Source organism: Gammaproteobacteria bacterium (assembly GCA_029882975.1).
In the GTDB taxonomy this organism is placed as follows: Bacteria; Pseudomonadota; Gammaproteobacteria; order SZUA-152; family SZUA-152; genus JAJDNG01.
Genome location: JAOUJW010000004.1, coordinates 132,181 through 154,565 on the forward strand (window position 1 = coordinate 132,181; position 22,385 = coordinate 154,565).

Genomic DNA, 22,385 nt, shown 5'->3' on the forward strand with positions numbered 1-22,385 from the left:
AAACAATGAGCTGCGGCGAAAAAAATAAAAACTGAGGCGGTAAATGAAGCTTAATTATTTGGTATTTTTATGTCTGTTTTTATTCTCCGGCTTTGTTGGCGCTGATGAGTCCTTCGTGGTTAAGGATATCAAAGTGGAGGGATTGCAACGCATTTCGTTGGGCGCTGTTTTATCCTATTTGCCATTCAAAGTCGGTGAATCCATGAGTCAGGAAAAAATCGTGGACTCGGTGCGAGCTTTATATAAAGCAGGCTTTTTCGACGACGTTAAAGTGGGGCGTGAGAACGACATTGTGGTTATCCGCATCAAGGAACGCCCATCTATCGATAAGCTGGAAATATTCGGTAATGTTGAGATCAGTACGGATACTATTAAGGATGCACTGAAAGAGATTGGTCTGGCCGAGGGGCGGGTCTTAAACCGTTCTGCACTGGACCGTATCCACCAGGAATTGAAACGTCAATACTTTGGACTGAGCTATTATGGCGTGGATATCAAATCCAGTTTGACGGATCTGCCCAGAAATCGAGTTGATTTACAGATTGATATTACCGAAAATGATCCGGGTCGTGTGCGAAAAATCAAACTCATTGGAGCCAAGGCGTTCAACGAGTTCGATTTGATGAATAACTTTGAAATGACACAAGGGACCTTGTGGTCGTTTATGACAGGTAGTGACAAGTACGCCGATCACACCTTAGAAGGGGATTTGGAACGACTGAAATCGTACTACATGGATCGAGGTTATATTAATTTTAGAATCGAGTCCAAAAATGTATCCATTTCTCCGGACAAGAAGAATATTTATGTCACTATTAAAATCAATGAAGGAGAGCAGTTTCACGCAGGTGAGATAAAGTTGGCCGGGGATTTGGTAATTCCGGAAGGTGAACTGCGCGGCCTGTTGCAATTGAAACAAGGCGATGTCTTTTCCCGGTTTAAGCTAATACAAAGCGTTAACAATATTAAAGACCGTCTGGGAATCGACGGTTATGCTTTTGCCAATGTGAACGAAATTCCAGATTTTGATCAAAAGAAAAAAGAGATAGCCATTACCTTTTTTGTGGACCCGGGTAAGCGCGTATATGTGCGGCGTATTAATATCGGCGGTAACACCAAAACCCATGATGAGGTCATACGGCGTGAATTACGACAAATGGAAGGGGGCTGGATTTCCACGCCCTTGTTGAAGCGTTCGCAGGTACGGTTACAACGATTGGGATTTTTTGACGATATCAAAATTACAACGCCGGCGGTTCCGGGAACCACGGATCAGGTGGATGTCAACATTGATGTGGTGGAAGGCTCCACCGGTAACTTTACTGCAGGTATCGGTTACGGTCAGGAAAACGGGTTTCTGTTCAACACCAGTATTACTTTGAACAACTATTTGGGCACCGGTAAAAAAGTGAAGTTACAGGTCGACAATAATAAGTCCGATGAGATTTACAACTTTTCTATAGATGATCCCTATTTCACCAAAGACGGCGTTAGCCGGGGTATGCGTTTGTCTTACCGTTCGCGTGAAAATGCGGAGTTAAATCTGGCTGATTTCAGTACCGATGAGTTGGATCTGGGAATGAATTTCGGTATACCGGTCAGCGAATACACCCGAGCCAGTTTTGGGATGGGCGGAAAACGCACCGATTTGACCATTAATCAAAACTCGGCACCGCAATCTTATATTAACTGGGTGAATAAGATAGATCCCAATCCTGAGGTGGTGGATAGCAATAACATAAAAACGGATTTCACTTCCCTAAATGCACATTTGAGTTATTCTTACGATTCGCGTAATCGGCCTTTGTTTCCCGATGAAGGTTTATTGTCCCGTTTTTCCGGTGAGGCGACTTTGCCTTGGGCGGACCTGAAGTATTACAAACTCAATTACCGTCTGCACTGGTATGTACCTTTGTACGACTATGTCACTCTGTTGGTCGGAGGTGAATACGGTGTGGGTTACGGTTACGGCGACAAGAAAGATGGAGCGGACATACTGCCCTTTTTCGAGAATTTTTTCGCCGGTGGCAGTCGCTCCGTTCGCGGATTCCGGGGTAATACCATTGGTCCAAAGGATATGAATTGTGATCCTGTCTGCGAACCCGGCGACCCTGTGGGTGGCAACGAACGTACGTTGGCTAAACTGGAGCTGTTTTTTCCGCCACCGTTCACCGATGAGCCCAGCAAGAACTTTCGTTTAAGCGCTTTTGTTGATGCGGGACGGATTCGATCCCGGGCGGAGGATACCAGCGATATATTCATTGATGATCGATATCGTGTTTCTTATGGTTTCGCCGCAGTGTGGGTGACTCCGGTGGGGGCTCTGATTTTTAACTGGGCTTGGCCTATTAATAGTTACGATGGCGACCAAATGGAGCGATTCCAGTTTAACATTGGGGCACCGTTTTAAAGCATTGGTATCAGAGGTGATTCGTGGCATTATACGCGATTGGGTCACTAGGGATCTGAAGAAAGGGGTTATTGAGACAGATGAGAAAAACTATTTCCATAATATTAGTGTGGTTTATTGCAGTGATTCCAGCATCGGTTTTGGCTGCGGAACTGAAAATCGGCGTCTTGCACACAGCCAAAGTTTTGGAAGAAGCACCGCAAACGGAAATAGCTCGAACAGCCATTGAAAAAGAATTTCAGCCACGCCGAAAAGAAATTGATGAGTTATTGAAAAAACTGCGTCAAAAAGAAGAAAAACTCACTCGCGATGGCGCCATTATGAGTGAAAATGAGCGACGTAAATTGGAACGAGATGTGAGAACCCGGCAACGGGATATCAAGCGCTTGCAGGATGAAATTCGCGAAGATTTTAATATTCGCAGAAATGATGCTTTGGACAAAGTACAACGGCAAGTTCGTGAAGCGGTTAACATTGTGGGTGAACGCGGTAAATTCGATTTGATTTTGAATGATGAAGTTTTGTTTTATATGAGTAATAAAGTTGACATTACGGCGGCTGTGATTAAAGAGCTAAAGGCAAGCAAAAACAATTCTAAAAAACCGAAGAAATAGCATCTACCGTAGAATCGAGTCGTGATGTTCACATTACAACAACTGGCGGAAAAACTGGATGCTGAAATCGTGGGTGATCCGGCCTGTGAAATCAGCAACGTCTGCACGCTTCAAAATGGACAATCGGGCTGCATTAGTTTTCTCGCCAATCCTAAGTATAAAAAATATCTACAGTCCACCACCGCTTCAGCGGTTTTGGTCAATGCTGCCGTAAAAGACCTGCTTAACACCAACGGTTTGGTGGTTAGCAATCCCTATGTGGCCTATGCCAAAGTGGCATCGTGGTTACATCCGTTTGAAAATCCACAAACAGGCGTACATCCCAGTGCCGTTGTTGCCACAACGGCTACAATCGATCCTTCCGCCTGGGTGGGACCACAGTGTGTCATTGGTGAAGGGGTTCATATCGGTCCTGGTTGTTACATTGGTCCTGCTTGTGTGGTTGAAGCCAATGTGGTGCTGGGTGAGTTTTGTCGTTTGGTTGCCAATGTTACTTTGTGCCACGAAGTTCAAGTGGGGCAGCGGGTTATTTTACATCCCGGTGTCGTGATTGGGGCCGATGGATTTGGTATTGCACAGGAAGGGGAGCATTGGTTGAAAATTCCACAGGTGGGGTCGGTCATACTGGGTGACGATGTGGAAGTGGGCGCTAACACCACGATTGATAGAGGGGCTATCGAGAATACGATTATTGAGAACGGTGTTAAACTGGATAATCTTATCCAAGTAGGACACAATGTACGAATTGGCGAACATACGGTTGTGGTTGCTAGTGCGGCTATTGCCGGGAGTACACGTATAGGTAGATGTTGTGCTATCGGTGGACAGGCCGGCATTGTTGGTCATGTTGAGATAACAGATAATGTGACCATCACCGCGAAAACATTTGTAATGCAATCAATCAAGGAACCTGGTGTCTATTCCTCCGGGGTAACCGCGGAGACTAACGAAAAGTGGCGAAAAAACTCTATTCGTTTTAGGCAGTTAGACGACATGGCCCGTAAATTAAAGCAGCTGGAAAGGGTTAAAGACAAAAAATAATGGATAATTCAGAGACGCTCGATATATTGGAAATATTGAACCACTTACCCCATCGCTACCCTTTTTTATTGATCGATAGAGTCATCGATTGTCAGGTAGGCAAATCCTTGGTGGGTATTAAGAATGTGACCTACAATGAGCCTTATTTTTTGGGACATTTCCCACAAAAACCCGTCATGCCGGGAGTGTTGATTCTGGAAGCGCTGGCACAGGCCACTGGGATTTTAGCTTTTCGAACCTCTGGATCGCGTCCCAGCGATGACTCCCTCTATTATCTCGTGGGTATCGATGAAGCCCGATTTAAACACCCCGTAGGTCCGGGTGACCAGTTGAAGTTATCAGTAGAAGTCATAAAGTCCAAACGCGGTGTGTGGAAGTTTAATGGTGAAGCCAGTGTGGATGGAGAAGTGGTTGCCAGCGCTGTGCTCATGTGCGCCGAAAGGGCAGCCTGATTGATTCATCCCCAAGCCATTATTGATCCGTCTGCCCGTTTAGGCGATGGAGTGCAGGTGGGTCCTTATTCCGTTATTGGGCCGGACGTCGTAATAGGTGACGGCACCTGGATTGGTTCCCACGTGGTGCTTACTGGTCCCACATCCATCGGTCGCAATAACAAAATTTACCCATTTGCCTCTGTCGGGGGCGAACCCCAGGATAAAAAATATCGTGATGAGCCGACGCGTCTGGAAATCGGCGACAATAATGTGATTCGTGAGTATTGCACTATCAGTCGTGGTACAGTCCAAGACGAAGGTATTACCAGCATTGGTAATGATAATTGGATTATGGCGTATGTTCACATCGCCCATGATTGCCGTGTGGGAAATCACACTATTTTTGCCAATTCCGCTTCATTGGCCGGGCACGTGAGCGTGGGGGATTATGCTATTTTGGGTGGTTTTACACTGGTGCATCAGTTCTGTAAAATCGGTGCTCACTGCTTCACTGCCATGAACAGCGTAATTTCCAAGGACGTACCTCCCTTTGTTATGGTATCCGGGCATATGGCGAAACCGCACGGATTAAATACCGAGGGTCTGAAACGAAGGCAGTTCAGCAGTGATGCTTTAAGTAAGCTCAGAAAAGCTTACAAAATCCTGTATCGGTCAGGTTTGACTACGGAACACGCTTTGGAGCAATTAGCTACATTAGCGGTTGACTGTCCGGAAGTGGAAGCACTGGCGGGCTTTGTACGAGAAGCCACCCGCGGTATTGTGCGCTAGTGATATAATAACAACATCCTGGGTAACCCCAATTAACAAATAGAATAATCGACATGCGAATTGGTATCGTAGTAGGAGAGTCTTCCGGCGATATTCTGGGTGCCGGTCTCATGACGGCGATTCTGGAGCAGTGCCCAAGTGCAACATTTGAAGGCATTGCCGGTCCCTTAATGATAAAACAGGGCGCCAACTCTTTATATCCCATGGAGCGTCTGGCTGTTATGGGGATTACTGAGGTGGTGGGCCGTTATCCTGAGTTAAAAGGAATACGTGACGAGCTTATTCAGGGTTTTATCGCCAATCCTCCCGATGTTTTTATCGGCATTGATGCGCCTGAGTTTAATACTCATCTGGAATACTGCCTGAAACAGGCCGGTATAAAAACGGTGCACTATGTGAGTCCTTCTGTCTGGGCTTGGCGCCGTTACCGAATCAAAAAAATCAGTCAGTCGGTGGATTTGATGCTGACGCTGTTTCCTTTTGAGGCTCAATTCTACGAAGCCCAATCCATGCCGGTGAAATTTGTGGGCCATCCCTTGGCAGATGTCATACCGTTGAAGATTGATAAAGACGAAATTCGTGAAGAAATGAAATTGCCCAAGGATTGGAAAATCGTCGCCATTCTTCCGGGCAGTCGTGGTGTGGAACTGCATTACTTAGCGGATATATTTCTCCAGGCGGCACAGTGGATTTTAGATCATCGGCCCAACTCCAATGTGTTTTTCATTGCGCCCATGATCAATGCCGCCAGACGCAAACAGTTTGAGCAAGCGGTAAATCGACAGGGCGGGCATTTGCCCATCAAATTGGTGGATGGTCGCTCCAGAGAAATCATGGCGGCGGCTGACGTGATTATGGTGGCATCCGGAACGGCAACCCTGGAAGCCATGCTGTTAAAGAAACCCATGGTGGTGGCGTACAAGCTATCTGCTTTGACCTACTGGATTACCAAACTGTTGGTGCACGTGAAAGTTTTCAGTTTACCCAATCTATTGGCAAGGCGCATGGTGGTGCCGGAGTTGATACAAAAAGAGGCAACACCGGAACGTATCGGTGCTGAAGTGGTGGGCTATCTGGATAATGAAGAACGGCGTAACATCCTGCAAGAGGTGTTTCACAGTATCCATGTGACACTACGTAAAAATGCCAGCAAAGAAGCTGCAAGCGCCGTGTTGGAGCTGGTGAAAACCGGTAAAACATCATGAGTCAAACCGACGCCTCACAAATAATCGCCGGTGTGGATGAAGTGGGCAGAGGGCCTTTGGCCGGTCCCGTGGTGGCAGCGGCGGTGATTTTGGATAGCACTAAGCCTATAGAAGGTTTGGCAGATTCCAAGAAACTGTCTGAAAAGCGCCGCGAAGAACTCGCTTTGGAGATAAAAGCCAAAGCACTGGCCTGGTGTCTGGGCCGGGCGGAAGTGGAAGAGATTGATCACATTAATATATTGCAAGCTTCACTATTGGCTATGCGGCGGGCAGTAGAAGGGTTGCAGTTGGAGCCGGATTTGGTGCTTGTGGATGGCAATCGTTGTCCTGATATTTCCTACCCGGCTCAAGCTATTATCAAAGGCGACAGCAAAGTGGCAGAAATCAGTGCAGCATCCATTTTGGCTAAGGTCGCCAGAGATAATGAAATGGTACAGCTGCACCAGCAATATCCTCAATACGGTTTGGATGGCCACAAGGGTTATCCCACCAAGAAACATATAGAAGCTTTACGGGAGCACGGTGTGACCGCAATCCACCGGCGTTCTTTCGGGCCGGTGAAAAAACTTCTGGTCGTAGACTACGCCTGATTATAGGTCTGATTCTGTTCTATTATCCTTCACACACGGTTGTCATCCTGCACATCTGAACAACTCCGGGTAGCGTATTTGAGAAGCCGCTTCGGCGGATAACGAAATATAGCTAAACGTTTTGTTAATGGGTTGGCAGCTCTTTACATTCCAAAATGGTATAGTTTCGATCTTTAAAAAACAGTCGTTTGGTCACATTGACTTTGAGTTTGACTGCGTAAACGTGATAGAGGCGGTTGCCTTTCACATTTATGAGTTCGTCCAAATTGCCATTAATGACGATGTCTCCAATATAGAATGCTTTCATTGTATGTTGGCCGGTTTCATAATTGGGCTTGATCGTTCCGTACAATACAATTTCATCGCCGTTATTAAAGTCATTCTCGTCCAAGTCCGGTGCATTGGTGGAATTTTCCACATACTCGATTTGACGGCCATAGTGTTGCATTTCCAATTCCGCAGCGTCGGTAAAATACTCGTCCATATTGTTGTCTTGTAATTTGTTGGCTGATTTAATGCTCTTACTTTTATCCAGTTCGATGTTTAGGGTTCCGCTTTCAAGTGTGTTGACGTATGTCTGAAAAAAATCCAAAAAAGAATCGGCTATGACCAGAAATTTATCGCATTCCCAATCCACTGCAATGATTTGCCCCCTTACTCCATTCTTGCCGGGATCCAGGTCGACTGCCCAAAATCGATCGCCGTTGAGGTCCATAAATGGAATCCAGGCTTTGGAGAACAATACGGGTTGGATGCGGGGGTTCTGTGCCTCTTCTTCATCCAGCTCTCGCTTCTCGGACAGGGGCAAGCAGCGTTTCCATAGGCTATAAATAGCCGGAACCGGCAGGTAGGCTCCATACTCATAAAAAACACGAGCAGGCCATCCGTCATCTTCGCCATTATGAATGCGCAGGCTATTTTTAAGATCTTCCGGTAAAGCCAACTGCAATCGTTTTTCCAGTTCTTGTAGTTCTATTTCGCTTGCCGGACCCTGTAAGTCGTCCAATAGCTCGGGAGCGTGGCCGGTTGCCCAGCTTTCCAATCGTTGCCACAATGACTCTATACTCATTTTTGCTTATCCTGACACTAATCAGAGGTTCTTTAAGGTTTGAGTATAGCCAATAAATTTTCAGGATACTGTTAAGGAACCTCTGATTAACTCTATGAATTTCATTTATGAGAACTAAATTGTCAATGGCTTCCTCGCCTACATGGATGTAGGTAAGTAGCGTGAGCAGGACGCGGAAGTTTTTTGCCTTGCACTTAACAATTTATTTTTCATCTATACTTATCCGGAAATTAATCAGAGGTTCCCTAAGTTACATTTTGTGTTCGAATAAGGTTAAACCAATTTTTCTCCGAGTTGCTGTGAGTTTGTTTCAACAGCGGTTAAAACAGGTCGTTCCTGCGGGATTTTTGGTTTATCCAGGCGTGATTCCTGTGGCAGGTACATGATGAATGTGCTGCCTTTGCCTTCGGTGCTGTTTACATGGATAATTCCGCCCAGCATTTTTGCTAGATGTTGGCTGATGGCCAGGCCCAGCCCGGTGCCGCCGTAGGCGCGAGTGGTGGAGCTATCGGCTTGAGAGAAGTTCTGAAACAGCTTTTTTATGGTGTGTTCCGGAATGCCGATCCCCGTATCCGAGACCGACATGCTGATCCAGGTTCGGTTGTCGGTGTTGGTAAAGGGACTGGTACAACTGCGGATAGTCACGGATATTTCACCATCGTGAGTGAACTTACAGGCGTTGCTGATTAAGTTTAACAGGCACTGGCGTACCATGTTGGCATCTGTGATCATATTCTCATTGGTATTTAATCTGACCGACAATGTGTTGTTGTTGGATTCGGCCAGTGGGCGGGCGATATCGATGCTGTCTTGAACCAGTGCGGCAAGTTTAACTTGTTCCAGATGAATTTCCATTTTACCGGCTTCGATCTTGGATAAGTCTAAAATATCATTGATAACGGCCAGTAGGTGTTTGCCGGCATTTTGAATTTTGACCATATCCGGAATAAGTTGAGATTGGCTCAGAGTTTTGGCATCCTCCTGCAGCATGTCACTGTAACCGATAATAGCGTTTAAAGGGGTGCGCAGCTCATGAGACATATTGGCGAGAAAGGCGCTTTTGGCCTGACTGGCGGATTCTGCAGTGTCTTTGGCATCTTCAAAACGTTTCTGTGCGATCTGTCGTTCAATCGATTTGGCAACCCAACGACCCATGAGCTTTAACAGGTTTTGATCCACATCGGTAAATGGTTTGTGCACCCAGGAGCTGGAAAAATTGATGGTGCCGTATTTTTGATTGTTAACCCATAAGGGTGTGCCGATATAGGATTGCAATCCACTGTTGGTGTAGCAAAGATGCTCCCGCAAATTGGATTTTCCAACATTGTTTAGAGCCAAAGGAAATTTTTGGTTGTAAGTGATACCGCAAAACGTATCGGACAATGGTATTTCTATACCAGCCTTAAGCTGATATTTTTCCGGTGCCACAACACACACCAACGTTATGCGATCTTTCTCTTCATCCACTTTACACACTTGGGCTATTTCCAGATTTAACATACGGCAGCCCAGAGACAACATGTGTTCGATTTCATCTTGCGGCGACAGCCCGGGCAGAGCGGATGCTTCGTACAAATCCTTGATGCGTTCCGAATGAATCCGTTCGGCATCTTGCGCGCGTTTTCTTTCTTCAATTTCTCGTTCCAGTTCCTGCTTGGAGAGGGAGAGCTTGCGGTTCATGCGGTTGACATAAAGAGTGAGCAGCGTCATACCAAAGAGCATAAAAGCACCCACCGCCCACCCGGCGTTTTGGGTTGGTGGGATTATGCTGGGAACATCCTGTGTTTTATAGGGACCAACACTTAGTTCTTGCATTAATTCGTGTACGGGCTGGTAGTCCAAGGGGATAGTCCAACCGGCACTGTTGGCTTGCTGAGCTGCCGCATGGTCTTGCGCCATGCTGAGCAGTGCTATGGCCACTTGTTGAGCCAATTGGTTCTCAGTTTGTCTGGCTTTGGCGAAGGGCCACTCCGGATATAAACGGGTACTGTGGGCAAAGGGAAAACCGGCCGCCATTTGCGGCGAGAGAATTTTTAGTTGTTGGGCGGGGATGAGGTTTTCCTGTTGCATTCTTTCGAGAATGTTGGTGCGTACGGTACCGGCGTCTGCTTTTCCTTGCATCACGGCTTGTACCACTTGGTCTTGTGGCAGTCCGGTGAATTGCAAACTTCCCAGGTCTTCAATTCGCAGACCCCGGTGTTGCATTTCCCGCCAAGCCATCCACCAACCACCAAAGGCGTTCGGATGAACGGCGGCAAAGGTTTTGCCTTTTAAATCGTTCAGGGTTTGGATATCGTCACGGTCGGCCCGCGTAAAAATAAGAGCTCCAAACTTGGTATAAGATTGTCCGGCACGGCGGTTACGTAAGGTGGCTATGCGTGAGATGCCGTATTGTATTTCCAGTTCTGCATAAGAAGCCGGATTGGTCAACACAAAGTCAACTCGACCGTCACGAATGGCGTTGCTGAGATTGTCGATGGATAAAGGCGTAACAGCAAATTGATGGCTGCCTATGGTTTTACTTAAATAGTCGGCTGTGGCTTGCCATTGGGCCAGGGTCTTCTCTGCGCCGCGAATAGCCAGTACCCCGATGACCTGCGGTTTCGACTCGGGGGTAACCGCGGACTTTGCCTGGACCTCAGTGCTTAGAGTCAGTGCCAGTGAGGCGATAAAATAGAAGACAACAAAACCCTGCTGTCCTGGCAGCCGGCATTCTGGCCGCCATAATCGGTTTTGCCGCCGTAGGCGGTTTTGGTCATTATTAGAATGGATTGCCATGTCCCCGATCCCCCGCGGTACATTAACGGACAAAAGCGCGGATATGGGTGTTTGTCCATAACAAATTTAATGCTACCGCTCCTGCCAAGGCAGGTGCCCCTGTGGTAAATCATATGCAGCGCCCCCGATTGTCTCTTTTGTTTTTTATTTAGTATATAAACCCGATTTATTTTATGGCTATTAATCACTGTTTTATAATGCCCAGCCACTCCTACTAAATCTAGCAAATTTAACCTCAGTTCCGAATACAAATAAATTGGGGAAAGATTAAACAAGCCTATAACCCGGTTTTTTGATCCTGGTTTTCGTCGTTCTGGTGTAGTATATAAAAGCGCGCATTCAAGTAAGGAGAGGCATGGAACCGCAGTTTGTCCATTTGCAGGTGCACACCGAATATTCACTGGTGGATGGCATCACCCGAATTAAACCCTTGGTAAACAAGGTGAAGCAGGAAAACATGCCTGCCGTGGCGGTTACGGACCAATGTAACTTGTTTGCTATGGTGAAGTTTTACCGTGCCGCTATTCAAGCGGGGGTTAAACCCATCATAGGGGTAGAAGTATGGGTGCAAAATCCGGAGAAAATTTCTCAACCGTTTCGGTTGCTGTTGCTCTGTCAGAATAATCAAGGCTATCGAAATTTAACTCAACTGGTCTCTCGGGCTTATATGGAGGGTCAGCATGGCGGTATACCCATGTTGCAGCGGGATTGGTTTGAAGGTCAAACAGAGGGCATCATTGCGCTTTCCGGCGGTCGCGAAGGGGACGTGGGACAGGCCTTGCTGGCAGCGAATACTGAATTGGCCAATGAGTATTTGCGTTACTGGGATGGATTGTTCCCGGATCGCTACTATCTGCAGTTGCAGCGGACAGGGCGCCCCGGCGAAGAGGACTATGTTCACGCAGCGGTGGATTTGGCCTTGCAACATGGCACTCCGGTGGTAGCCACCAATGATGTACATTTTTTGGCAGCATCAGATTTTGAAGCGCATGAAGTGCGGGTTTGTATTCATGACGGGCGCACTTTGGATGATCCCAGACGGCCTAAGCGCTACAGTGAACAGCAATACTTACGTAATGCGACAGAGATGCTCGAGTTGTTTGCGGATATTCCTGAAGCCCTTGCCAATAGCGTAGAAATAGCCAAACGTTGTAATGTAGAACTGACGCTGGGGAAAAACTTTTTACCCGATTTTCCCATTCCGGATGGTTTGACCGAAGCGGAGTTTTTTCGTCGGGAAGCGCGTGAAGGTTTACAGCGCCGTCTGGAATTTCTTTTTGATGCTCAAGGGGATGACTTTGAGGTCATCCGTAAACCTTATGACGAGCGTCTGGAAATCGAGCTAAACGTTATTATCTCCATGGGTTTTCCCGGTTATTTTTTAATTGTGGCCGATTTTATCCAGTGGGCCAAGCAAAACGGCGTACCGGTGGGTCCCGGGCGTGGTTCCGGTGCCGGTTCATTGGTGGCTTATGCTTTGACCATCACCGATCTGGACCCCTTGAGATACGAATTGCTGTTTGAGCGATTTTTAAACCCTGAGCGGGTGTCCATGCCCGATTTCGATGTGGACTTCTGTATGGAAGGGCGGGACCGTGTTATTGAATACGTTTCCGAACACTACGGTAAAGAAAAAGTTTCCCAGATCATCACCTACGGTTCCATGGCAGCCAAAGCGGTGGTTCGTGATGTGGGGCGGGTTTTGGGGCACCCCTATGGCTTTGTGGACCAGATTGCCAAGCTCATACCCTTTGATATCGGCATCACGTTGGATAAGGCATTGGAGCAAGAGGAGGCTTTACGGGAACGCTACCAGCGCGAAGAAGAGGTACAACTTCTGATCGATATGGCTCGCTCCTTGGAGGGACTGTCACGCAACGCCGGCAAGCATGCCGGAGGCGTGGTGATTGCGCCCTCAAAATTGACCGATTTCTCTCCGCTGTATTGTGAGCAAGGCGGTGCCAGTCTGGTTACCCAGTTTGATAAGGACGATGTGGAGTCCGTGGGGCTGGTGAAATTCGATTTTCTGGGGCTGCGAACCCTCACCATTATTGATTGGGCCCTAAAAACCATTAACGCGCAAAAACAGACCTTGGGCGAAGAGCCGATACAGATAGAGCGCATATCCCTGGAAGACGAAGCCAGTTATACGTTGTTGAAAAACTGCTCCACCACGGCGGTGTTCCAGTTGGAATCGCGGGGAATGAAAGATCTGATCAAGCGTCTGCAACCGGATAACTTTGAGGATATTGTGGCTTTGGTAGCCCTGTTCCGGCCGGGACCATTGCAGTCGGGAATGGTGGATGACTTCATAAATCGTAAGCACGGTCGCGCCAAGGTGGAATATCCCCACCCCGATTTGGCACCTATTCTCAAGCCCACCTATGGGGTCATTTTGTACCAAGAACAGGTTATGCAGATAGCCCAGGTGTTGGCCAGTTATACCCTGGGAGGTGCGGACCTACTACGTCGTGCTATGGGCAAGAAAAAACCGGAGGAGATGGCCAAGCAGCGCGAGATTTTCACCGAAGGTGCGTTGGGTCGTGGTGTGGAAGCCAAAACTGCCACCTATATCTTCGATCTTATGGAGAAATTCGCCGGTTATGGGTTTAATAAATCCCACTCGGCAGCTTATGCCTTGGTGTCTTACCAGACGGCTTGGCTAAAGACCCATTATCCGGAAGCCTTTATGGCGGCGGTATTGTCGGCGGATATGGACAATACGGATAAAGTAGTGACGCTGATCGAAGAGTGTCGCGAGATGGATCTGAGTGTGACGCCACCGGATGTGAATTTATGCGACTATCGGTTTACGGTAAAACAAGATGGCGTCATTTTGTATGGTTTGGGAGCCATCAAAGGCGTTGGTGAAGGGGCAATCGAGGTCGTGCGCCAGGAACGGCTGGATCATGGGCCATATGCCGACTTGTTTGAATTCTGTCGAAGGGTGGATTTGAAACGACTCAATCGCCGTACCTTGGAAGCTTTGATCAAGGCGGGGGCTATGGATTCTTTGGGGCCCAATCGGGCCACCTGTATGGCCTATCTAAACACGGCTCTTAAAGCGGCAGAGCAGCAATCTCAGAATGTGGACAGCGGTCAAAGTGATCTGTTTGGACTGGATAGTGCGCCACGAACTGCCGTCACTCCGGATATGCAGGCCGTTCCCGAATGGGATGATGAAACCCGTCTCAATGGTGAAAAAGAAACGTTGGGATTGTATCTTACCGGTCATCCTATTGATCGGTATGAGCAGGAATTGAGGGATATCATTAGTTCCAAGATTTGCGATCTGAATCCCAAGTCCAACCAAACCATCCGTATTGCCGGACTGATTGTAGCATTACGAACCATGAATACTCGTCGCGGCGATCGTATGGCATTTTTGACTCTGGATGATCGCAGTGGAAGGGTTGAATTGGCTGTATTTTCAGATGCTTACCAGCACTATCGGGATATGCTGGCCAAGGATCGCCTGGTCGTTGTGGAAGGCGAGGTGAGTGTGGACGAGTACAGTGGCGGGATTAAGATGAGCGCCCAGAAAATATTCGATATCAATAAAACCCGCGAAATTTTCGCCAAACGGCTTCTGCTAACCTTAGATAAAACCAAGACAGAACAAGGGTTTGCAAGTCTTTTGAAGAATGTGCTGGACCCGTTTAAACAGGGTCATTGTCCGATTTATGTGCATTACAAGGGCCAAGGAGCCAATGCCCGTATCAGGCTGGGGGAGCAGTGGAATGTGCATCCCACGGACGAATTGATTCACCGACTCACTGAACTGGCCGGGGAGCACTCTGTGTGTGTGGAATACCGCTAGGACTCAGATGAGCGGTGTGGCAACGATGCTTGTGTAGCGCTTAGTAGGGAAAGACTTATGTGCCCGCATGCACTATAATGCGGAGTTTTTGATACAAGAGAAACTGACTTCAATGAATTTGAATTTTCTGGAATTCGAACAGCCGATCGCGGAGTTGGAAGCCAAAATAGAAGAACTTCGCTATGTAGGTAATGATAACGAAATCAATATTTCTGAGGAAATTACGCGCCTGCAGGAAAAGAGCCGAGTGTTGACGGAAAACATTTTTTCCAATCTCAATTCCTGGCAAATTTCCCAACTGGCGCGGCATCCGCAACGTCCCTTTACCTTGGATTATATCGAACATATATGTACGGATTTTGAAGAATTACACGGTGATCGCAGTTTCGCTGATGACCCGGCCATTGTCGGTGGTGTGGCTCGTATAGACGAACGACCCGTAATGGTTATTGGCCAGCAGAAGGGCCGTGACACAGCAGAAAAAATTCAACGCAATTTTGGTATGCCCAAACCCGAAGGGTACCGCAAGGCCATGCGCTTGATGCAAATGGCGGAGCGCTTCAAATTACCTCTGATTACCTTCATAGACACACCGGGTGCTTATCCTGGCATTGATGCTGAAGAGCGGGGCCAAAGCGAAGCCATTGCCCGCAATTTATTTGTGATGGCGCAATTGAGAACACCGATTATTTGCACTGTCATTGGTGAAGGCGGTTCCGGCGGCGCCTTGGCCATTGGTGTCGGGGATCGGGTTTTAATGCTGCAATACAGCACCTATTCTGTTATCTCGCCGGAAGGTTGTTCATCCATCTTATGGAAAAGTGCGGAGAACGCTGCCGAAGCTGCAGAGTCCATGGGTATCGTTTCCACTCGTTTAAAAGAGCTGGGTTTGATCGATCAGGTCATTAGTGAGCCTTTGGGTGGGGCGCATCGGGATACGGAGACCATGGCGGCAAACTTAAAAAATGCCTTGTTGGAAAATCTGGATTATCTGCAAAGTTTGCCCACGGATAAACTGCTGGAGCAACGTTACGAACGCCACATGCGGTTTGGAAACTTTTCAGAGGGTTAGTTTTCAAAACGGTTCTGTTGCCCACGAAGTGTGCCGCAAACCTGTCACACGGCTTATCCGGCATGTAGCTAATAGAGTTCGTAATTGTACAAGTCAGCGTCAGGTTAGTTCACCATGTCCACGGTTCTCCATACTGTCCAGCAAATGCTAAAACGCCAGCCACCGGTTCGTCGTTACTGGGTGGCCTTCAGCGGTGGTGTGGATTCTCATGTACTGTTGCATTGTATGGCGCGTATTGAGGATTTACGCGGCGCACAGTTGTGGGCTGTGCATGTGAACCACAATCTTATGCCGCAAGCACAACATTGGGTAGAGCATTGTACCCAGGTTGCCACACAGTTACAGGTACCTTGTGAGATCGTTCAGGTCAATGCCAAAGCCGGTCAAGGTGAAAGCCCCGAAGCCAAAGCTCGACAGGTGCGTTACGCTGCGTTTCATGCCTTGATGCAAAAAAATGATTGTCTGCTGACGGCGCATCATCAGGATGATCAGGCGGAAACCTTACTGTTGCAACTGATGCGAGGTGCCGGTCCTCGTGGTCTTGCTGCAATGCCGGAATCCGGTACGCAATCCGGCTACACGATCATGCGGCCAATGTTATCGTTGAGCCAGGAACAAATTCTCGATTACGCCCAACAGTATCAACTGCGGTGGGTAGATGACAGCAGCAACGAAGACTGTGGCTTCGATCGCAACTATTTACGCCATCAGGTCATACCCTTGTTGAAAAATCGCTGGCCTGCTATGGCAAAAACCCTTAGCCGCAGTGCCGCCTCGTGTGCGGAAGCGTCTCGCTGCCTGGATGAACAAGGGGAGAGCGACTTGCAACAAGTCACTCAGGGTGAGGGTTTGTCCGTCAAAAGCTTGAACCGACTCAGTTCTCATCGCTTGCACAATGTGTTGCGGTTTTGGATTCGATCGCTCGGGCTTACGGTTCCGAATCAGGCGGTGTTACACGAAGTGGAGAACCTATTGCGTGCCAGTGTGGATGCCAAACCCCTGGTGCATTGGAAAGGGGCAGAACTACGACGGTACCGGGACACGGTATACATTATGGCTCCGTTAATGCCATTTAGTGCTCAGCCGGTTTTATGGGATTGCCAACAAGCCTTGGACTTTCCCGGTGCCGGTTGTTTGCAGGCACAGGCAGGTATTGGCTGCGGTATAAAACAAATCTATGCAGAAAATCTCATTGTTCGCTTTCGAACCGGCGGCGAACGATTTCGGCAGGCCGGACATCATCATTCCCTGAAAAACTGGTTTCAAGAACAGGGTGTTTTGCCCTGGCTGCGTGATCGTATCCCTTTGTTGTTTCACCACAATGAACTCGTCGCCGTTGGTGATTGTGTAGTGGACGAAACTTACTTGGCGGCGGCAGAAGAACCCGGGTGGTCCGTGCATTGGAGCGTGGAGTCCAAGTCTACGTCGTAATAGTCGGGCAGAAGCGAGCCTGGGTTCATGGTAGAATGGCCTCTATATACAAAATACGGTTCGAGTTTCATGCAGTTTAGACAAAGTATACAGAGAGTTTTGGCGCAAGCGGTGTTCTGTACAGCCTTAGGGCTTGGCGGCCTGGTTTTCCAACCGTCACCCGGTGAAGCACAGTCGGCCTCGGTGTCGGATATAAACCCAACAATGGATCTGCAAGTGGGGCAATGCGCGGCTTGTCACGTCAAAGGTGAACATATCCAACAACTGGGTTCTATGGAAAAGTGTGAACAATGCCATGGCAAAGCGGATCATGAACCCCGTTTGCAAAAAGTAAGTCAGACGTTGGCGGATGCACTAACTCAGGGTAAGACGAGCGGGAATTCATCCCAGGGAAAAAAAACTGTTAAGACCGAAAACGACTCTAAGCGAACCAAAGCCTTGTTGGCCGAACCCGGTCAGGAAACGGATAAATCCATTGTACACAAAATATTACCCACAGCCGGCATGAGCTATCCCATTTATTATCAAGGCAGCCGTATCGGGTCGGAACCCAATAAAATGGTGCTGGTTCCTGCCGGGGAATTTATCATGGGCACGGATGATCGGTTACCGGATGAAGGGCCTCAGCATAAGGTATATTTACCCGCTTACTATATTGATATCTACGAAGTGACCAATCTGCAATATAAGCAGTTCAATGACGCCACTCATCGGCGTTCACCCACACATTTTCGTAATCGCACGTTTCCTGAGGGCAAGGCGGATCATCCCGTGACCTATGTGTCTTGGGAAGATGCCGATGCTTATTGTCGCTGGGCCAAGAAACGTTTGCCCACAGATCAGGAGTGGGAAAAGGCCGCCAGAGGTACGGATGGGCGTATGTTTCCATGGGGTGGTGAGTTTGATGTAAAAAAAGCCAATACTCCGATTCGTTGGCAGCAGATTGGTTCTTTTGGTGATACTACACCAGTGGGTGCCTTTGAAAATGGAAAAAGTCCATATGGGCTTTATGATACCACGGGCAATGTTTGGGAGTGGACTGCATCGTGGTATCAGGCCTATCCCAACAATAAGGTGGCATCGGAGAGTTATGGAACTCGTTATAAAACCTTAAAAGGCGGTTCCTGGTTTGATTGTTCTTTTTATAAGTGCGGAATTTCAGCGCCGGTGTTCAATCGGGCATTTTTTGCTACTCGCACCAAGAATGACAGTTTTGGTTTTCGTTGCGCCGGTGATGTTGCTACAAATAGTTCACCCGCTAAACCGACCTCGATAAAGCCATAACAATAAATCGATAACAGCGGAACCAAATCGTCAATAAGGGGGAGAGTTTGACATATCAGGTTTATTTAATGATAGCACTGGTGCTTGTGTTACTCAGCGCTTGCAGTCAATCGGCTAACAACAGTAGTGCCGGGGTGTTACCGCCTGTCGACATGGTGAGTGTTCCAGCCGGTGATTTTGTTATGGGTAGTGAGAAGGAAGATACCGAAGGCGTGCAGCAGCGTTACGGTTTTCCCAATCCTTTATACCGAGACGAACGGCCGCGACGCAAGGTGTCGGTCGCCGCGTTTCAGATAGACAGTTATGAGGTCAGCAATAAACTGTATAAGCTTTTTATCTTAAACAGCAAACGTATGATGCCGTTTCATTGGGTCAACAACGGTTACGCCCTGTCAGAAGAAAAGCTAAAGAGTATGGATGTGGAGAAGTTGCGTAAGATCGCCGTAGAATATTTCAAACTGGATATGGATACGCGAAAAATGGACAAACCGCAGTTGCTTAACGCGATGCTGGAGCAACAAAAAGTGCTGGATACCTACCCGGTGGGGGGTGTCAATTGGTTTGAAGCCAAAGCCTTTTGCGAGTGGCGCGGTGCGCGTTTACCACGGGAAGCGGAATGGGAAAAAGCCGCCAGAGGCACGGACGGTCGGGAATATCCATGGGGAAATCAATGGGATCCGAAAATCACCAATACCGGTGATGACGCTAATTGGGAAAACGGCATAGCGCCTGTGGGAGCTTATCCGGAGAATCGTTCTCCTTACGGGGCATACGATATGTCGGGAAACGTGTGGGAGTGGGTGGAAGATTGGTATGAGCCTTACCCGGGTTCGGACCATCAAAGTCCACTGTTTGGCAAAATTAACCGTGTGATCCGAGGCGGGGGCGGTGGTGTGGGCCACTATGCCATCAGTTATTTCTTCCGTGCGGCGACACGACAGTATTCTGAACCGGAGTTGGAAAGTGAGGATGTGGGTTTTCGTTGCGCCAAGGATGCGTAAACATACAGAGCGAAAGTGTACAGGGCGACGATGTGCAGCAAACCATGTAGCTTGTTTTAATCTGCAATGGTTGTGGGCGCCGGCGTTTATTGGCTTGATGGGTGTTGGTGAGGCACTGGGTGGTGCTCCGTCTTTAACCGAGCCGGAAAAGAAAAAATCGACTTTAACCGCGGAGAAACAGGAAGTATTAAAACAGGAAGTATTAAAACAGGAGCATCACCGGCGTTCGGCTTCCTGTTTTTCCTGTCACCGGAATACCGAATCACCGGCATTCAAACAGCTGATGAAGACTGCCTGTGTACAGTGCCATAAAACCGGTTGGGTTACCGGAAAACTGGCGGCTTTAAAACACGAGCCGGAGACTCCGCAGTCTGATTCCAACTTTCCCAAGGCGCTTGGGCGTGGTCCGGGCATGAACCTGGAAATGTACTATAACGGCACTCTCCGCGGGCCGAAACCCGGAGCGATGGTTTTAGTGCCGGAAGGGGAGTTTATCCGCGGTACCAATGAACGCTTACCGGACGAGGGACCGCAGCACCACTTGTTTGTAAAAAGTTTTTACATTGATGTGTATGAAGTTACCAATTTGCAATACGAGCATTCACTGGCTTTTACACATCGGCCGCCCCCTTCGCATTTTGTCAATAGTCGACATCCTGAGGGTAAGGCGGATCATCCCGTGACTTTTGTTTCCTGGTTTGATGCTAAGGCTTATTGCGAATGGGCCGGCAAGCGGTTACCCGACGATAAGGAGTGGGAGAAGGCGGCACGAGGTACCGATGGGCGCGTCTATCCTTGGGGGGATGAGTTTAGTATAGAACGGGTCAACTCGCCGGTGCGTTGGGCCAATTTAAGATTGCAGGGCGATACAACTCCTGTGGGTGCCTTTGATGGTGGCAAGAGTCCCTTTGGCTTATACGATACATCGGGTAATGTATGGGAATGGACCGCTTCGCGCTATGAGGCTTACCCGGGCAATACGCGTCAATCGGAGAACTATGGAGGCAATTATCGGGTGCTGAAAGGAGGCTCCTGGTGGGATTGCTCTTTTTACCAATGCGGTATATCGGCGCCCGTTTATAATCGCAGTTTTTTTCATCCCAAAACCAAGAATAACAGCTTTGGTTTTCGTTGCGCTAAAGATGCGTGAAGCAACAAATTAAGGAAGATAAGGATGTGTTCATGTTAAAACATTTGCCGGGAATGGTGTTGATTCTAATCACGGTGGCTTGTTCGGATAAATCTTCCGTTGAGGCAACACAGCAAGCGGTGAAACCTGCAACCATCACAGCAACGCAAGTTCAGGACATGGTGTATATCGGTGCCGGTGAATTCATTATGGGTACGGATGAGGTGGATGCCAGCGGTAAATCGGAAGAATTCGGCTTCAATGAGCCCCTGTATTTACCTGAGCAACCACGTCGCAGGGTTAATCTTAAAGCCTATTACATTGATAAATACGAAGTGAGCAATGCGGACTTCAAAGCTTTCTTACGTGCTGACGGACGATTTAACCCGGCGCAATTGCAAACCATTTATGAGCGCTTACACATGAAATCTGATTTAGCCCCCGTGCGAATTGTTACCTGGCAAGTGGCGAACGACTATTGCCGCTTCCTGGGCAAGCGCTTGCCTACAGAGGCTGAATGGGAGAAAGCGGCACGGGGACCGGATGGTAGGGAATATCCCTGGGGTGACGAATGGAAACCGGATTATTTGAATGCCGGGCAGGGAGAGCAGGATCTGACGGCAGTCGGTTCCTTTGAGCTGGGTAAATCCTACTACGGTGTTTACGACATGGCCGGTAATGTCATGGAATGGACCGCCGATTGGTATGAAGCTTATCCGGGAGCGCAATACCAAAGCCCTAACTACGGTCGCAAACACAAAGTCGTGCGAGGCGGTGGTTGGGGTGGTATTGGTCATTATGTGATACCGCATTATTTTCGCACAGCCTATCGCTATAATTTTGATCCCAGCAAAGCCTACAACGATGTCGGTTTCCGCTGCGTTAAAGATACCTGATCACGTGTGCTGGATTGTAGATACGGGAGTTTGCTTGATGTGGTACAACCCGACGGGCGGCAAGGTTGGTTTACCCCGCTAGTTTACGGCTTATCGGTGCCGGTGAAGTTAAGGTTTAGGCCTGCTTGGTGGATTACGCAGGCTATTCCACCTTACCATCCCTGCCGGCCTGCAAGAATTGTAGGTTGGCTTAGCGCAGCGTAACCCGACATGCGACAGGTGGAGTTATTGATGAAATTTTTCCTGTCAAATCACCAGACTCCTTGGACATCGCCATGGTCTCGTGATTTAATTAGAACTCTCCAAAGTAGTTGATGGGATGGTTGTTTTATGGCTGAAACGCGTGTATCTAAAAACCTTGTAGTGTCAATAACTTATAGAATTTTTAATGAAAAAGGTGAGCTTGCGGAGCAATCCGATCTGCCGATCGATTATATCCATGGCGTGGAAAATCCTATGTTTGAAAAAATCGAGCATGCACTGGATCAAAAATGCGTGGGTGACACGGTAGAGGTGGAACTGTCTCCCACAGAAGGTTTTGGCGAATACAATCCCAATTTATGTTTTACTGACGATCTGGAAAACGTACCTCATGAATATCGTTTCGTGGGTGCTCGTCCATCCTTCGAAAACGAACAAGGTGAAGTGATGGATCTGGTAGTAACAAAAATAGAAAATGGTAAACTCACAGTGGATGCCAATCACCAATTCGCCGGACAGACCGTGAAGTTCCAAGTGGATGTGGTGGGGATACGACCTGCAACTAAAGAAGAGCTGGATGGAACAGCGATTGTGTCTCAGGCTCCACACACGCTGCAATAG

Annotated in this window: 17 protein-coding genes; 15 read left to right on the top strand and 2 right to left on the bottom strand. The window is 48.2% G+C overall.

Annotated features, from left to right (window positions below; genetic code table 11):
• Positions 1-43 precede the first annotated feature (43 nt).
• The 7 genes from bamA to rnhB all read left to right on the top strand — a co-directional run bounded on the left by bamA (position 44) and on the right by rnhB (position 7,083).
• The gene (gene bamA, locus OEY58_04770; GenBank protein MDH5324756.1) at positions 44-2,410 is read left to right on the top strand and encodes an outer membrane protein assembly factor BamA; all 2,367 of its coding nucleotides are present in this window, start codon (positions 44-46) and stop codon (positions 2,408-2,410) included.
• A gap of 80 nt (positions 2,411-2,490) precedes the next feature.
• Positions 2,491-3,024 carry an OmpH family outer membrane protein gene (locus OEY58_04775; protein ID MDH5324757.1) on the top strand — a complete coding sequence of 178 codons (534 nt, stop codon included), beginning with the start codon at positions 2,491-2,493 and terminating at the stop codon, positions 3,022-3,024.
• Positions 3,025-3,048: 24 nt separating this feature from the next.
• On the top strand, positions 3,049-4,065 hold the full coding sequence (gene lpxD / locus OEY58_04780) for a UDP-3-O-(3-hydroxymyristoyl)glucosamine N-acyltransferase (GenBank protein MDH5324758.1): 1,017 nt from the start codon (positions 3,049-3,051) through the stop codon (positions 4,063-4,065).
• Positions 4,065-4,517, top strand: a complete 453-nt coding sequence (fabZ, locus tag OEY58_04785) for a 3-hydroxyacyl-ACP dehydratase FabZ (protein MDH5324759.1) — start codon at positions 4,065-4,067, stop codon at positions 4,515-4,517. The genes lpxD and fabZ overlap by 1 nt, the downstream gene beginning before the upstream one ends.
• The gene (lpxA, locus tag OEY58_04790) at positions 4,518-5,288 is read left to right on the top strand and encodes an acyl-ACP--UDP-N-acetylglucosamine O-acyltransferase (GenBank protein ID MDH5324760.1); all 771 of its coding nucleotides are present in this window, start codon (positions 4,518-4,520) and stop codon (positions 5,286-5,288) included. It begins immediately after the preceding gene.
• A 53-nt stretch (positions 5,289-5,341) separates the two neighbouring features.
• A complete protein-coding gene (lpxB, locus tag OEY58_04795; GenBank protein ID MDH5324761.1) occupies positions 5,342-6,493 on the top strand; it encodes a lipid-A-disaccharide synthase in 1,152 nt (383 codons plus the stop codon).
• Positions 6,490-7,083 (top strand): ribonuclease HII, encoded by a 594-nt coding sequence (rnhB, locus tag OEY58_04800; GenBank protein ID MDH5324762.1) that lies wholly within the window; start codon positions 6,490-6,492, stop codon positions 7,081-7,083. The genes lpxB and rnhB overlap by 4 nt, the downstream gene beginning before the upstream one ends.
• 124 nt (positions 7,084-7,207) lie before the next feature.
• Here rnhB and OEY58_04805 read toward each other — a convergent pair whose 3' ends face one another.
• Both OEY58_04805 and OEY58_04810 read right to left on the bottom strand, forming a co-directional pair.
• On the bottom strand, positions 7,208-8,152 hold the full coding sequence (locus OEY58_04805) for an SMI1/KNR4 family protein (protein ID MDH5324763.1): 945 nt from the start codon (positions 8,150-8,152) through the stop codon (positions 7,208-7,210).
• Between the two features lie 273 nt (positions 8,153-8,425).
• Positions 8,426-10,930 carry a PhnD/SsuA/transferrin family substrate-binding protein gene (locus tag OEY58_04810; GenBank protein MDH5324764.1) on the bottom strand — a complete coding sequence of 835 codons (2,505 nt, stop codon included), beginning with the start codon at positions 10,928-10,930 and terminating at the stop codon, positions 8,426-8,428.
• 355 nt (positions 10,931-11,285) lie between these two features.
• Between OEY58_04810 and dnaE the strand changes: the two genes are divergently transcribed.
• The 8 genes from dnaE to OEY58_04850 all read left to right on the top strand — a co-directional run bounded on the left by dnaE (position 11,286) and on the right by OEY58_04850 (position 22,385).
• The gene (gene dnaE, locus OEY58_04815) at positions 11,286-14,750 is read left to right on the top strand and encodes a DNA polymerase III subunit alpha (GenBank protein MDH5324765.1); all 3,465 of its coding nucleotides are present in this window, start codon (positions 11,286-11,288) and stop codon (positions 14,748-14,750) included.
• Positions 14,751-14,862: 112 nt separating this feature from the next.
• Positions 14,863-15,822 carry an acetyl-CoA carboxylase carboxyl transferase subunit alpha gene (gene accA, locus OEY58_04820; protein ID MDH5324766.1) on the top strand — a complete coding sequence of 320 codons (960 nt, stop codon included), beginning with the start codon at positions 14,863-14,865 and terminating at the stop codon, positions 15,820-15,822.
• 114 nt (positions 15,823-15,936) lie between these two features.
• On the top strand, positions 15,937-17,253 hold the full coding sequence (tilS, locus tag OEY58_04825) for a tRNA lysidine(34) synthetase TilS (GenBank protein ID MDH5324767.1): 1,317 nt from the start codon (positions 15,937-15,939) through the stop codon (positions 17,251-17,253).
• Positions 17,254-17,322: 69 nt separating this feature from the next.
• Complete coding sequence (locus tag OEY58_04830) at positions 17,323-18,537, top strand: SUMF1/EgtB/PvdO family nonheme iron enzyme (protein ID MDH5324768.1); 1,215 nt, start codon at positions 17,323-17,325, stop codon at positions 18,535-18,537.
• 68 nt (positions 18,538-18,605) lie between these two features.
• Positions 18,606-19,538 (top strand): formylglycine-generating enzyme family protein, encoded by a 933-nt coding sequence (locus OEY58_04835; protein ID MDH5324769.1) that lies wholly within the window; start codon positions 18,606-18,608, stop codon positions 19,536-19,538.
• Positions 19,531-20,688, top strand: a complete 1,158-nt coding sequence (locus tag OEY58_04840) for a formylglycine-generating enzyme family protein (protein MDH5324770.1) — start codon at positions 19,531-19,533, stop codon at positions 20,686-20,688. The genes OEY58_04835 and OEY58_04840 overlap by 8 nt, the downstream gene beginning before the upstream one ends.
• 32 nt (positions 20,689-20,720) lie before the next feature.
• Complete coding sequence (locus OEY58_04845) at positions 20,721-21,563, top strand: formylglycine-generating enzyme family protein (GenBank protein ID MDH5324771.1); 843 nt, start codon at positions 20,721-20,723, stop codon at positions 21,561-21,563.
• A 330-nt stretch (positions 21,564-21,893) separates the two neighbouring features.
• Complete coding sequence (locus tag OEY58_04850) at positions 21,894-22,385, top strand: peptidylprolyl isomerase (protein MDH5324772.1); 492 nt, start codon at positions 21,894-21,896, stop codon at positions 22,383-22,385.